This window comes from Curtobacterium sp. MCBA15_001, assembly GCF_001864835.1.
Taxonomy (GTDB): domain Bacteria; phylum Actinomycetota; class Actinomycetes; order Actinomycetales; family Microbacteriaceae; genus Curtobacterium.
Genome location: NZ_MJGI01000009.1, coordinates 72,462 through 85,712, shown reverse-complemented (window position 1 = coordinate 85,712; position 13,251 = coordinate 72,462). Strand labels below are relative to the sequence as shown.

Annotated in this window: 12 protein-coding genes; 7 read left to right on the top strand and 5 right to left on the bottom strand. The window is 68.6% G+C overall.

Going from position 1 to position 13,251, the window contains the following annotated elements; all coding sequences use genetic code 11:
• Positions 1–427: 427 nt before the first annotated feature.
• Complete coding sequence (locus BIU90_RS05175; protein WP_071299172.1) at positions 428–1,438, bottom strand: LLM class flavin-dependent oxidoreductase; 1,011 nt, start codon at positions 1,436–1,438, stop codon at positions 428–430.
• Between the two features lie 163 nt (positions 1,439–1,601).
• On the opposite strand from BIU90_RS05175, the gene BIU90_RS05170 reads away from it, so the two are divergent.
• Positions 1,602–4,151 (top strand): RNA helicase, encoded by a 2,550-nt coding sequence (locus tag BIU90_RS05170; RefSeq protein ID WP_254786950.1) that lies wholly within the window; start codon positions 1,602–1,604, stop codon positions 4,149–4,151.
• An 83-nt stretch (positions 4,152–4,234) separates the two neighbouring features.
• On the top strand, positions 4,235–4,486 hold the full coding sequence (locus tag BIU90_RS05165; RefSeq protein WP_071299170.1) for a DUF6458 family protein: 252 nt from the start codon (positions 4,235–4,237) through the stop codon (positions 4,484–4,486).
• On the opposite strand, the gene BIU90_RS05160 is transcribed toward BIU90_RS05165, so the two are convergent.
• Together BIU90_RS05160 and BIU90_RS05155 are read right to left on the bottom strand one after the other, a co-directional pair.
• A complete protein-coding gene (locus BIU90_RS05160) occupies positions 4,483–5,004 on the bottom strand; it encodes a ribonuclease H (RefSeq protein WP_071299169.1) in 522 nt (173 codons plus the stop codon). The genes BIU90_RS05165 and BIU90_RS05160 overlap by 4 nt on opposite strands.
• Positions 5,005–5,094: 90 nt before the next feature.
• Positions 5,095–5,943, bottom strand: a complete 849-nt coding sequence (locus BIU90_RS05155; RefSeq protein WP_139195119.1) for a hypothetical protein — start codon at positions 5,941–5,943, stop codon at positions 5,095–5,097.
• 226 nt (positions 5,944–6,169) lie between these two features.
• Between BIU90_RS05155 and BIU90_RS05150 the strand changes: the two genes are divergently transcribed.
• Positions 6,170–6,499, top strand: coding sequence for a hypothetical protein (locus BIU90_RS05150; RefSeq protein ID WP_071299167.1), 330 nt, complete (start codon positions 6,170–6,172; stop codon positions 6,497–6,499).
• 42 nt (positions 6,500–6,541) lie between these two features.
• Here BIU90_RS05150 and BIU90_RS05145 read toward each other — a convergent pair whose 3' ends face one another.
• Positions 6,542–7,360: an aldo/keto reductase gene (locus BIU90_RS05145; protein WP_071299166.1), complete on the bottom strand. Its 819-nt coding sequence runs from the start codon at positions 7,358–7,360 to the stop codon at positions 6,542–6,544.
• 314 nt (positions 7,361–7,674) lie between these two features.
• Positions 7,675–8,880: an MFS transporter gene (locus BIU90_RS05140; RefSeq protein WP_071299165.1), complete on the bottom strand. Its 1,206-nt coding sequence runs from the start codon at positions 8,878–8,880 to the stop codon at positions 7,675–7,677.
• A 366-nt stretch (positions 8,881–9,246) separates the two neighbouring features.
• Here BIU90_RS05140 and nrdH point away from each other — a divergent pair, with 366 nt between their 5' ends.
• The 4 genes from nrdH to nrdF all read left to right on the top strand — a co-directional run bounded on the left by nrdH (position 9,247) and on the right by nrdF (position 13,209).
• Positions 9,247–9,480 carry a glutaredoxin-like protein NrdH gene (gene nrdH / locus BIU90_RS05135; protein ID WP_071299164.1) on the top strand — a complete coding sequence of 78 codons (234 nt, stop codon included), beginning with the start codon at positions 9,247–9,249 and terminating at the stop codon, positions 9,478–9,480.
• A gap of 109 nt (positions 9,481–9,589) precedes the next feature.
• The gene (gene nrdI, locus BIU90_RS05130) at positions 9,590–10,006 is read left to right on the top strand and encodes a class Ib ribonucleoside-diphosphate reductase assembly flavoprotein NrdI (protein WP_071299163.1); all 417 of its coding nucleotides are present in this window, start codon (positions 9,590–9,592) and stop codon (positions 10,004–10,006) included.
• A 17-nt stretch (positions 10,007–10,023) separates the two neighbouring features.
• Entirely contained in the window at positions 10,024–12,129 is a 2,106-nt protein-coding gene (gene nrdE / locus BIU90_RS05125; protein WP_139195118.1) for a class 1b ribonucleoside-diphosphate reductase subunit alpha, read from the top strand.
• Between the two features lie 105 nt (positions 12,130–12,234).
• Positions 12,235–13,209 carry a class 1b ribonucleoside-diphosphate reductase subunit beta gene (gene nrdF, locus BIU90_RS05120; protein WP_071299162.1) on the top strand — a complete coding sequence of 325 codons (975 nt, stop codon included), beginning with the start codon at positions 12,235–12,237 and terminating at the stop codon, positions 13,207–13,209.
• Positions 13,210–13,251: the final 42 nt, after the last annotated feature.

Sequence of the window (13,251 nt, the reverse complement as noted above, 5' to 3'; positions counted from 1 at the left end):
GGTTCTGCGGGCTTCTCCTGAACACGATCCGGTTTCCGCGCAAGTGTGATGTCGATTCAGTAGCATGAACGCGGCGTCAGGCGGCTGGTTACCGTCGACGCTCGCACCGACATGGGACCACTGCGCGTGCGACATCGCCTCCTGATCCGGCTGATGGAGCCCCCGTGGTCCTGGTGCGCCAGATGCGCCCCCGCGTTCTCGCGGGGGCGCATCGTCGTTCTGGTCCGTCACCAGACCGTTCGGAACATCACATGACGAACCATCACGATTTGCTGAGCGATGGTCGTTCTCGCTGTGACAAACGACGAGATCGGTGGAACAGTGGAGGACGCCATCTCGTACGGATCAGGGACGAGATGGTGCATCCGGCCCGGGGGCCCCGGACCTCACCGACCCGGAGTGGCCCCGGCCGGATGCTCCACCAGCGTCAGTCGCGCAGGTGCGGCGCAACCTGCTCGGCGATCACCGTCAGGATGCGCTCATGGGCAGCGGTGTCCCCGTTCGCCGGCAGGGTGATGACGAGCTCGTCCGTGGCGCGCACCGCGGGGTCGGCCCGGAGCGCATCGACGATCGCGGCCGGCTCACCCGCGACGACCTTGCTGAAGCGGAACGGCGGACCGGCGAGGGGGCGCCCATCGTCGTCCATCCCCGAGGCGTACCCGGTGAGGAACTCCTCGTGCACCTGCCGGTCGTGGTCGTCGAGCAGCGGGACGACGATGCGGCCGACCGCCACCTTCGGCGAGCGATCGGGGTGCAGCTCGTCGAAGCGCTGTCGGTACGCCGCGATCTGCGCCGCCTGGGCGACGGCGAACGGCTCGCCGGTGTCCTCGGTGTTCAGGGTGGAGCAGTGCAGCAGCAGGCCCTTCTCGGCGGTGCGGACCGCGGTGCCCATGCTGCCGCCGCCCCACCAGACCCGTCCGCGCAGGGCCGGGCTGAGGGGCTGCAGGGTCAGGTCGGCACCGGCAGGGATGCTCTCGTAGCCCTTGCCCGCCGTGCCGAGGGGCTCACCGTCGAGCACTTCGAGCAGCCGGGCGGCGCGGGCCTCGGCCTCGTCGCGGAAGCTCCGGTCGACGGCGCCGAACACCGGGTCCAGGATCGGCCCGTACCCCGCGATGCCGGTGCTGATCCCGAGCTGCACGCGGCCGCCGCTCAGCAGGTCGACGGTGCTGGCGTCCTCGGCAAGGCGCACCGGGTCCTCGTACCGCATGCCGAGCACGGCGGTGCCGAAGCCGATGGTGCTCGTGCGCTGCGCCGCGGCGGCGAAGAACGTCATCGGGCTGGTCAGGAACGGCTCGAAGTGGCGACCGCGGACCCAGCCGGTGCCGTAGCCCAGGCGTTCGGCGGTCTCGAAGAGCCGCAGGCCGTCCTCCAGTGCGGCGGCCGCGCCGGCGGGGCCCGCGTGGTTGGGGACGAAGGAGAGGAAGCCGAGTTCGCGCACGGTGCAAGTGTATGCGCTCGCATAGAAGTATGCGTTCGCATGTGCCGGACAGGAGGCTCGGGACGGCCCCGCCACGGGCCTCCAGTCCGCCCCGCGCACCGGTCCGGACTGGGAGGATGGTCCCATGACCGACGTCACCACCCAGCCACCACTCGTCGCCGCCATGCCGGCGGCCTCCGGCGGTGTCGTCGACCCGGACGCCGTCTACCAGGCGTTCGCCGACTGGGCCGAGGGGAGCGGCCGACCGCTCTACCCGGCGCAGGACGAAGCCGTGATCGAGCTGGTGTCCGGCGCGAACGTCGTGCTGAGCACCCCGACCGGCACCGGGAAGTCGCTCGTGGCCGCCGGCGCACACTTCGCCGCGATGGCCGAGGGCAAGCGGAGCTGGTACACGGCACCGATCAAGGCGCTCGTGTCCGAGAAGTTCTTCCAGCTCGTCGAGCTGTTCGGTGCCCAGAACGTCGGCATGGTCACCGGCGACTCGAGCGTCAACGCGGACGCGCCGATCATCTGCTGCACGGCCGAGATCCTCGCGAACGCGGCACTGCGCCAGGGTCCGGACGCCGAGGTCGACGTCGTCGTGATGGACGAGTTCCACTTCTACGGCGACCCCGACCGGGGTTGGGCGTGGCAGGTGCCGCTGCTGGTGCTCGAGCGGGCGCAGTTCCTGCTCATGTCCGCCACGCTCGGCGACGTCACCACCATCGCCGACGACCTGTCCCGCCGGACCGGACGGCCGACCGCGCGGGTCACCGGGGTCTCGCGGCCGGTGCCGCTGGACTACGAGTACGTCATGACGCCGGTGCAGGAGACTGTCGAACGGCTGCTCGAGGAGGGCAAGGCGCCGGTCTACATCGTGCACTTCGCGCAGGCCGCGGCGCTCGAGCGGGCCCAGGCGCTGATGTCCGCTCGCGTCGCCAGCCGCGAACGACGGGACGAGATCGCTGAGGCCATCGCCGGGTTCCGCTTCAGCGCTGGGTTCGGGCAGACCCTGTCACGTCTGATCCGCGCCGGCATCGGGGTGCACCACGCGGGCATGCTGCCGAAGTACCGGCGGCTCGTCGAGCAGCTGGCCCAGCGCGGGCTGCTGCCGGTGATCTGCGGGACGGACACCCTCGGCGTGGGCATCAACGTGCCGATCCGGTCGGTGCTGCTGACCGGGCTGACGAAGTTCGACGGCACGAAGATGCGGCAGCTCTCCGCCCGCGAGTTCCACCAGATCGCCGGACGAGCCGGTCGCGCCGGCTACGACACCGAGGGTGACGTCGTCGCCGAGGCGCCCGAGCACGACATCGAGAACGCCCGGGCCGTCGCCAAGGCCGGCGACGACCCGAAGAAGAAGAGCAAGATCAAGCGCAAGAAGGCGCCGGACGGGTTCGTCTCGTGGGGACAGGCGTCGTTCGAGCGGCTCATCGGCGCCGAGCCCGAGCCGATGGTGTCCCGGATGCGGATCACGCACGCGATGGTCCTCGCCGTCGTGGGTCGCGGCGGGTCGGCGTTCGACGCGGTGCGGGAGCTCGTCTTCGAGAACCACGAGCCGCGCGCCCGGCAGCTCGCCCTCGCCCGTCGTGCCCTGACGATCGCGCGGACGCTGGTCACCGCGCAGGTCATCGAACGGGTGCCCGGGGTCGGCGACGCCCCGGCGACGTACCGCGTCACCGTCGACCTGCAGCCGAACTTCGCGCTCAACCAGCCGCTGTCGCCGTTCGCCCTGGCCGCGTTCGAGCTGCTCGACCCCGAATCGTCGACGTACGCGCTCGACATGGTCTCCATCGTCGAGGCCACCCTCGACGACCCGCGCGCGATCCTGTCGCAGCAGCAGTTCAAGGAGCGCGGCGAAGCGGTCGCCCGGATGAAGCAGGATGGCATCGAGTACGAGGAGCGGATGGAGCTGCTCGAGGAGGTCACCTGGCCCAAGCCGCTCGACGAACTGCTGACCGCCGCGTACGAGGCGTACGCCGCTGAACAGCCGTGGGTGCTCGACTTCACGCTGTCGCCCAAGGCCGTCGTCCGTGACATGTACGAACGCGCGATGACCTTCGGCGACTTCGTGCGCTTCTACCAGCTCACCCGTTCCGAGGGCCTCGTGCTGCGCTACCTCTCCGACGCGTACCGCACCATGCGGCAGACGATCGCCGAGGACCAGCGCACCCCGGAGCTCGCGGACCTGATCGAGTGGCTCGGGGAACTCGTGCGCCAGGTCGACTCGTCCCTGGTCGACGAGTGGGAGGCGTTGGTCAACGGGGACGTGGCGGAGGCCGCTGCCGAACACGACGAGATCGCACCGCCGCAGCCCGCTCGGCTCACGGGCAACGTGCGGGCCTTCCGGGTGCTCGTGCGCAACGCCCTGTTCCAGCGCGTGCTGCTCGCCGCCCGGGACGACGTCGAGGGACTCGCAGCGCTCGACGGTGCCGCCGGCTTCGGGCAGGACGAGTGGGACGCGGTGCTCGAGGAGTACTACGACCAGCACGACACGATCGGCACGGACGCTGACGCTCGCTCGATGCAGTTCCTGGCGCTGGACGAAGCGGGCGCCTCGGCGTCCCCGCGGGTGTGGCGGGCGCGGCAGACCTTCGCGGACCCGTCGGGGGACCGGGACTTCGGGTTCTCCGCGACGATCGACCTGGACGCGTCGGACGACGCCGGGGAGGCCGTGGTGCGGGTCACCGAGATCGGCCGCTTCGACGGATGGGCCGAGGTCGACGTCGACTGACGGCGCTGTCGCACCGTGACGGTCCGGAACGGTGGGGTGCGCATCCGGGTACGTTCGGCGTGACTCCACGGAAGGGAACCACCATGCGCATCGGATCCAGCATCGCCCTGATCGTCATCGGCGCGATCATCGCCTTCGCCGTCGACTACCAGGTCGCCGGCATCGACCTGAAGCTCATCGGCTACATCCTGATCGCGGCCGGCGTCGTCCTGCTCATCATCAGCCTGGCCGTCGGGTTCGGCGGTCGTCGGACCACCACCACGACCCGGTCCGGCGTCGACCCGGCCTCGGGCGAGCAGATCACCCGTCAGGACCGCCGGGACGGCACCTACTAGAAGAGCGTCGCCGGCGGGGTCGGCTCGGGCAGCGCCGCGGGCTCGGCCACGTCGACGCCCGGCCAGCCCGGGCCCGTCGGGACCTCGGTGCGGTTCTGGTAGGCCGTCGCCGCACCCCGGGCACGGACATCAGCGGCCTCGTTCATCTCGTGGCCCATGTGACCGCGGACCCACTCGAAGGTGACCTTGCGGCCCTGCAGGGCCTCGTCGAGCTCCTTGATGATCTCGACGTTCAACACCGGCTTGCCGTCGGCCTTGCGCCAGCCCTTCCGCTTCCACCCGGCGAGCCACTCGGTGCAGGCCTTGATCGCGTACTGGCTGTCGCACAGGACGTGCAGCGGTTCGCCCGTGGCCTCGGTCGCACGCAGGAGCTGCAGCACCGCCGTGAGCTCACCCTGGTTGTTCGTGCCGCGGGGCCAGCCACCCGCCGCCCAGCGGTCGTCGTCGACGTACCAGGCCCAGCCGGCCGGGCCGGGGTTGCCGAGGGCTGAGCCGTCTGCGGCTGCGACGATCGTCACGGGGACCTCCTGGGGGTGGGGCGGGAGCGCCCGTCAACGCTAGCGGACGCGCGGCGGTGACCGGAGCCTCCTGGCCGGACACGACCCGGGTCAGCGCCCCGTGGGGTCCAGGTTGAGGTGGTCGCCCTCGGTGAGCCAGCCGTTCGGCGCCACCTGCATGTCCGGGTTCATCCACCGGAGTTCCGGCACGGTGATGCCGAACCGCTTCGCCACGGTGATCTGGTCGTCGCCGTGCGCGACGAGGTAGTCATGCGTCCGGGTGCCGAGCGCGCTGACGATGCCGTACGCGCCGGGCCGCGCCGCGCCGATCGTCACCTGCAGGTCCGGGTACGGGGACGGGACGTGCCAGGTCAGCGGCGCGACCGCGAGGACGTGCCCGGTCCAGTCGTGCTGGTCCGCGATGTCCCCGTCGGCGTCCGTCACCAGGGTGGGGACGAGCACGACGCTCCGCAGGAAGTCCGGTCGGGCGCCGACGCCGTCGAGGGGCGACGAGGCCGGGGGCTGTGCGCCGGCCTGCCACTGCACCTGGCCGTACTCGACGTCGAACCCGTCGCCCGGGCTCGGGACCGTCCGGCGGAACTCGAGTGTCATCGCCTGCGCCTCGGTCGAGCGGTACCCGGAGAGCTCGGTCGTGAAGGTGCCGTGGTCGCCGACGACCACGCGCACGTGGATGGTCGTCCGACCGCTCGGCGAGGTGAGATCCGTCTCGGTGAGGAGCGTGCCGGGTCGCATCGTGGGCGGGTTGAGCGACGCGGCTTGCACGGTCGGGTCAGCCGTGGGGTCGGCGTCCGGGCCGGTGGCGCTCGACGTCCGGGCCGGCTTCGGGACCCGGTCGTCACCGCCGTGCAGCAGGGTGCACCCGGACAGCGCGAGTGCGAGCACCACCGTGCCTGCCGCTGCCGCTGCCGCCGTCGTCGCTCGCAACCCCCGTCGGCGCATGCTTCCCCCTCGTTCCGAGCACGATCGTAGGGCCGGGTAGCGGCGAGCGACAAGGGTCGTGACCGGACTGTGCCCCGCGGTGGACGAGCTGTGCGCGGCGACGTGCGGGTGCGTGTGCGGTCATCCGGTCAGCGCACCGCTCGGGCTGCTTCTGGGAACGGGGCACAGACCGCTGGGAGGGGTCGGTTCGGCCGCGCCTAGCGTCGGAGCGGACGAGAGGAACACCATGAGCAGCGACATCACCGGCCCCGAGCCGTCCGACGACCGCGCGCGATCCGGAGCCCTGCAGGACGCCGCACACGGCGACGACGTCGACGCGGCGTCGCGCGACGAGCAGCGCGCGGCGGACACCTCGTACAGCCCGTCGAGCGAGCGGGAGACCGAGGCCTCGCAGACCCTGCAGCGCGATGACGACGACCTGCGCGAGGACGGCATCGACCCCTCGCGGATCGTCGCGGCACCGGGGACGGGCGGCGCGGACGACGCGGGCGACGTCGAGCCGGAGCCGGGCGACCTGCACCTGCCGTGGCAGTCGTCGGAGGACCGCGAGGGCTGAGCGTTCGGGCTGAGTGCTGGTCCAGGCGTCCGGCGCCCTCCGCTAGGACACGCTGTCCGGGTGTGATCCCGTGCGCTGGCCTGACTCGAGGGTGGCGATCGCGTCGAGGTCGGCGTCGGTCAGGGTGAAACCCTCGATGTTGAGGTTCGACCGGATCCGCGCGGGCGTCACCGACTTCGGCAGCACCGCGACGCCCTGCTGCACGTTCCACCGCACGAGGACCTGCGCCACGCTCACCCCGTGGGCATCGGCGACACGGGTCAGCACCGGCTCGTCCACCAGGCGCCCGCGGCCGAGCGGTGACCAGGCGCCCGTGGCGATGTCGTGCCGCCGGTGGAACGCGAGGAGCTCGGTCTGCGGCAGCCACGGGTGGCGTTCGACCTGGTTGAGTGCCGGGACCTCGCCCGTCTCGTCGATGATGCGCTCGAGGTGCGGGACCTGGAAGTTCGAGACGCCGATGCTGCGCGCTCGACCCTGGGCCCGCAGTTCCACGAGCGCTCGCCACGTGTCGACGTAGCGGTCGTTCGCGGCGGCGGGCCAGTGGATCAGGTACAGGTCGACGGCGTCGAGTCCGAGCCGGTCGAGGCTGGCGTCGAACGCCCGCAGCGTGGCGTCGCGGCCCTGGTGGTCGTTCCAGACCTTCGTGGTCACGAAGACGTCGTCGCGGTCCAGACCGGAGGCGCGGACCGCCTTCCCGACACCGCGCTCGTTGCCGTACATCTCGGCGGTGTCGACGTGGCGGTACCCGGCGTCGAGCGCGATGCCGACCGCCGTCTCGGCCTGTTCGTCGTCGACCTTGTAGACGCCGAAGCCGATCGCGGGGACGGACCGGCCGTCGCGGAGGGGGATGGAGGTGACCATGCGTCCATCCTGCCGGTCTGGGCGGAGGTGGACGGGCCTCCCGGCCGGTCTGTGGACAACGGGCCTGCGCGCCGGATCGTGGAGGACGTCAGCGGTGCACCTTCGTTCCCATGTCGCTCTTCATGGGAAGTCGATTCGCGCGTGGTCGGGCCGAGGAACTGACCATCTACGCGCGATCCGACCTCGTACGCGCGTTTCGACCTCCCCTGGTGGGCGAGAGGGCGGGTGAGAGGGCGGGCGCGGTGCCCCGCGACAAGTACGTCGTCGTACGACAGCGGGGATGTCGTTCGGGGTCAGAGTTCCCCGACGGCACCCTATGAGGGCAGGACCACGGGCTCGGTGTCGGGAAGGGGGCTCGCGTCACGGCCCCGCAGGTCCGGCAGCCACCGCTTCGTCACCAGGGGCAGCACCACGCCCGCCGCAGCCATCACGGCGCCGACCATCATCCCGCCGGTCGCGCCCTGCCCGTCGATCAGGAACCCAGCCACCGCGGACCCACCAGCGGCACCGATGAGCTGCCCGGTGCCCATCCACCCGTAGGCCTCGGCCGTGTCGGAGAACTTCACCGTCGCCGACACCGAGCCGAACATCACCGCCAGGGCCGGTGCGATGCCCGCACCCGCGATCACGAGCGCGATGCAGAGCCACCAGAAGTCCGTGCCGCCCACTGCCAGGGCCAGGCCGACGAAGACGATCGCCATGCGCGTCCACAGGGTGTTGCGGGAGATGGGGAGGTGGCCGAGGGTCAGGCCGCCGATGAGCGACCCGACCGCGAAGACGGCCAGGACGATGCCCGCGTTCGGGCTGCCCTCGCCGAAGACGCTGGTCACGCTGGCCTCGACCGCGGCGCAGGCACCGATCAGCAGCAGCCCGGTCAGGGTGGCGACGACGACCGAGGGGCGCTTCAGCACGACGCCGAACGCCCGCTTCGACCGGGGGATGCGGACCCGGCCGAGCTCGGGAGAGGCGATGAACCACGTCCCGCCGATCACCAGGAACACCATCGCGACGACGATCGCCTGCACGGTCCCGATCTGCGTCGCGACGAACGTGGTGATGACCGGGCCGGCGACCCAGATGAGCTCCTGCGCGCTGGCGTCGAGCGAGAACAGCGGGGTGAGCTGCGCCGACGTCACCATCTTCGGGTAGATGGTGCGCACCGCGGGCTGCACGGGCGGGACGGCCAGGCCGCCGACGAACCCGATCACGACGTACGCCCACAGCGGCATCAGCACGAACGCGATGACGCCCATGCTGGCGAGGGCGACCAGGCTGGTCAGGAGGAGCACCGGGCGCATGCCCCAGCTGCCCATCCACCGGCTGGTCAGCGGCCCGGCGATGGCCTGTCCGACACTCGTCGTCGCGAGCACCAGGCCGGCGGCGCCGTACGAGCCGAAGACGTGCTCGACGTGCAGCAGGTAGGCCAGCGAGAGCATCCCGAACGGGAAGCGTGCGGTGAGCTGCGCGGCGATCACCCGACCGACGCCATGGGTCTTCAGCAGGGGCCCGTAGGTGCTCACAAGAGGAGTGTACGGACCGGCCGGTCGGGGCCGTCACCCGTCCGGGGGGAGGGTTCCGTTCGCGGGCCGTGCGACACGCCGACGTGCTGATTCCACACGTGTGGATCGGGACTGTCCACGGGTGTGGGGAAGTGTCGGTGGTCGGGCGCAGACTGGCGGAATACCGGGGCTCCCGGGAATCCACAGACTGTGGACGGCGTTGTGGAGAACTACACGGCTGTAACACTTCCTCTTGTGGTCGGTGCCGCGGCCAGCCACTAGATGTAGTGTGGAGCCATCGCAGCGGCCCCTCGTCGGACACGACTGCGAACAGGCATCAGCACCACTCCACAGCACGTACGACACCAGCAAGAACCAGGGGTAACCATGTCCGTCACCGTCTACACGAAGCCGTCCTGCGTCCAGTGCACCGCGACGTACCGCGCCCTCGACAACAAGGGCATCCAGTACGAGGTGCACGACGTCTCCACGGACGCCGCCGCGCTCGAGCACGTCAAGAGCCTCGGCTACCTGCAGGCCCCCGTCGTCGTGACCGACGACGACCACTGGTCGGGCTTCCGTCCCGACAAGATCGCGACGCTCTCCGCCGAACTGGCGTAGTCCGCCACCCGTCCGTCGGGTGGTGACCCGGGTCCGTTCAGGAGGCCCGGATCACCTCCCGCGGACACCCCCGGTCCGTCTGTCCGCACCTTCGACAAGGAGCGACATCATGAGCCGACTCGTCTACTTCTCGAGCGTTTCCGGGTACACCGCGCGCTTCATCGAGAAGCTCGGCCGCGACGCGGATCGGATCCCGCTCTACCCGAGCGAGCCGTTCCTGCACGTGGACGAACCGTACGTCCTCGTGCTGCCCACCTACGGCGGCGGCAACGGCGAGGGCGCGGTCCCCAAGCAGGTCATCAAGTTCCTCAACGACGAACGCAACCGGGCACTGATCCGGGGCGTCATCGTCGGGGGGAACACGAACTTCGGTGAGGCCTACGGCCTCGCGGGCGACGTGGTTGCACAGAAGTGCCACGTGCCCGTGCTCTACCGCTTCGAACTCTTCGGCACGCCGGACGACGTGTCCGCGGTCAACTCAGGATTGGATGCATTTTGGACGCAGCAGTTGCAGACGTCGATCTGACGTCGCCGACGACGGGGATGGACTACCACTCCCTCAACGCGATGCTCAACCTCTACGACGCGGACGGCAACATCCAGTTCGACAAGGACCGCGAAGCCGCCAAGCAGTTCTTCCTGCAGCACGTCAACCAGAACACCGTCTTCTTCCACAACCTGAAGGAGCGGCTGGACTACCTGGTCGAGAACGAGTACTACGAGCAGGCGACGATCGACCAGTACTCGCTCGAGTTCATCCAGCAGCTCAACGACCTGGCGTACTCGAAGAAGTTCCGGTTCCAGACCTTCCTCGGCGCGTTCAAGTACTACACGAGCTACACGCTCAAGACGTTCGACGGCAAGCGCTACCTCGAGCGCTTCGAGGACCGCGTCGTCATGACCGCCCTCGGCCTGGCGCAGGGCAACGAGCAGCTCGCGATCGACCTGGTCGAAGAGATCATCGCCGGGCGCTTCCAGCCCGCGACCCCGACCTTCCTGAACACCGCGAAGGCCCAGCGCGGCGAGCTCGTCTCGTGCTTCCTGCTGCGCATCGAAGACAACATGGAGTCGATCTCCCGCGGCATCAACTCGTCGCTGCAGCTCTCCAAGCGCGGCGGCGGCGTGGCCCTGCTGCTCTCGAACATCCGCGAGGCCGGCGCCCCGATCAAGCAGATCGAGAACCAGTCCTCGGGCATCATCCCCGTGATGAAGCTGCTGGAAGACTCCTTCTCGTACGCCAACCAGCTCGGTGCCCGTCAGGGTGCCGGCGCGGTGTACCTGTCCGCCCACCACCCGGACATCATGAAGTTCCTCGACACCAAGCGCGAGAACGCCGACGAGAAGATCCGCATCAAGACGCTGTCGCTCGGTGTCGTCGTGCCGGACATCACGTTCGAGCTCGCGAAGAACAACGAGGACATGTACCTGTTCTCGCCGTACGACGTCGAGAAGGTCTACGGCGTCCCGTTCGGCGACGTCCCGATCTCCGAGAACTACCGCGCGATGGTCGACGACTCGCGCATCAAGAAGACGAAGATCAAGGCGCGCGACTTCTTCACCACGATCGCCGAGATCCAGTTCGAGTCGGGCTACCCGTACATCGTGTTCGAGGACACGGTGAACAAGGCGAACCCGATCAAGGGCCGGATCAACATGTCCAACCTGTGCTCGGAGATCCTGCAGGTCAACACCCCGACGACGTTCAACGAGGACCTGTCCTACGACGCCATCGGCAAGGACATCTCCTGCAACCTCGGCTCGCTGAACATCGCGCTGACGATGGACTCGCCGGACTTCGGCAAGACCATCGAGACCGCCATCCGCGGCCTGACCTCGGTCTCGCAGATGTCCCACATCACGTCGGTCCGCTCCGTCGAGGACGGCAACGACAAGTCGCACGCCATCGGCCTCGGCCAGATGAACCTGCACGGCTACCTGGCTCGTGAGCGCGTGTACTACGGCTCTGAAGAGGGCATCGACTTCACGAACATCTACTTCTACACGGTGCTGTTCCACGCCCTGCGCGCCTCGAACAACATCGCGATCGAGACCGGGGAGACCTTCGACGGCTTCCGCGACTCGAAGTACGCGTCGGGTGAGTTCTTCGACAAGTACACCGACCAGGCGTGGACGCCGTCGACCGCCCGTGTCGCATCGCTGTTCGACAATGCGAACATCACGATCCCGACGCAGGACGACTGGAAGGCGCTGAAGGCGTCCATCCAGGAACACGGCATCTACAACCAGAACCTGCAGGCCGTCCCGCCGACCGGTTCGATCTCGTACATCAACCACTCGACGTCGTCGATCCACCCGATCGCGTCGAAGATCGAGATCCGCAAGGAAGGCAAGCTCGGCCGCGTCTACTACCCGGCGCCGTTCATGACGAACGACAACCTGGACTACTACCAGGACGCGTACGAGATCGGCCCGGAGAAGATCATCGACACGTACGCCGCGGCGACGCAGCACGTGGACCAGGGCCTGTCCCTGACGTTGTTCTTCAAGGACACCGCCACCACGCGTGACATCAACAAAGCGCAGATCTACGCATGGCGCAAGGGCATCAAGACGATCTACTACATCCGTCTCCGCCAGCTCGCGCTCGAGGGCACCGAGGTCGAGGGCTGCGTTTCGTGCATGCTGTGACCGCTGGTTGCTGACGCAACAACCACCCGGACTGGAGGCTCGTGGCGAGCCCGCCACGAGCCTCCAGTCCGTTCTGTAATCATCATCTCTTGTAAGGAACGTGCGTTGGTCGAGAAGCTCAAGCTCATCGATCGGGTCCAGGCCATCAACTGGAACCGAATCCAGGACGACAAGGACGTCGAGGTCTGGAACCGTCTCGTCAACAACTTCTGGCTGCCCGAGAAGGTGCCGCTGTCGAACGACGTCCAGTCGTGGAACACGCTGACGCCGGCCGAGCAGACCATGACGATGCGCGTCTTCACCGGTCTGACGCTGCTGGACACCATCCAGGGCACCGTCGGCGCCGTCTCGCTGATCCCCGACGCGGTCACTCCGCACGAAGAAGCGGTCTACACGAACATCGCGTTCATGGAGTCCGTGCACGCCAAGAGCTACTCGTCGATCTTCTCGACCCTCGCGTCGACGCGTGAGATCGACGAGGCCTTCCGCTGGTCCGAGGAGAACCCGAACCTGCAGAAGAAGGCGTCCATCGTGATGGACTACTACCAGGGCGACAACCCGCTCAAGCGCAAGGTCGCCTCGACGCTGCTCGAGTCGTTCCTGTTCTACTCGGGCTTCTACCTGCCGATGCACTGGTCCTCGCGGGCGAAGCTCACCAACACCGCCGACCTGATCCGCCTGATCATCCGCGATGAAGCCGTCCACGGGTACTACATCGGGTACAAGTACCAGAAGGGCCTCGAGCAGCTCACGCAGCCCGAGCGTGACGAGCTCAAGGACTACACGTTCTCGTTGCTGTTCGAGATGTACGAGAACGAGGTGCAGTACACGCAGGACCTCTACGACGAGGTCGGGCTGACCGAGGACGTCAAGAAGTTCCTGCACTACAACGCCAACAAGGCGCTGATGAACCTGGGCTACGAGCCGATGTTCCCGAAGAACATCACCGACGTGAACCCGGCCATCCTCTCTGCCCTGTCGCCCAACGCGGACGAGAACCACGACTTCTTCTCGGGGTCGGGGTCGTCGTACGTGATCGGCAAGGCCGTGAACACCGAGGACGAGGACTGGGACTTCTGAGCCTGCTCTGACTCGTGGGGACGCCCCGCTGGCTTCGGTCGG

Bases quoted from the DNA above. Each gene is read 5' to 3' on its own strand.
- BIU90_RS05170 (WP_254786950.1), top strand. From the start codon at position 1,602: ATGCCGGCGGCCTCCGGCGGTGTCGTCGACCCGGACGCCGTCTACCAG.
- BIU90_RS05165 (WP_071299170.1), top strand. From the start codon at position 4,235: ATGCGCATCGGATCCAGCATCGCCCTGATCGTCATCGGCGCGATCATC.
- BIU90_RS05155 (WP_139195119.1), bottom strand. From the start codon at position 5,943: ATGCGCCGACGGGGGTTGCGAGCGACGACGGCGGCAGCGGCAGCGGCA.
- BIU90_RS05150 (WP_071299167.1), top strand. From the start codon at position 6,170: ATGAGCAGCGACATCACCGGCCCCGAGCCGTCCGACGACCGCGCGCGA.
- BIU90_RS05145 (WP_071299166.1), bottom strand. From the start codon at position 7,360: ATGGTCACCTCCATCCCCCTCCGCGACGGCCGGTCCGTCCCCGCGATC.
- nrdH (WP_071299164.1), top strand. From the start codon at position 9,247: ATGTCCGTCACCGTCTACACGAAGCCGTCCTGCGTCCAGTGCACCGCG.
- nrdI (WP_071299163.1), top strand. From the start codon at position 9,590: ATGAGCCGACTCGTCTACTTCTCGAGCGTTTCCGGGTACACCGCGCGC.
- nrdE (WP_139195118.1), top strand. From the start codon at position 10,024: ATGGACTACCACTCCCTCAACGCGATGCTCAACCTCTACGACGCGGAC.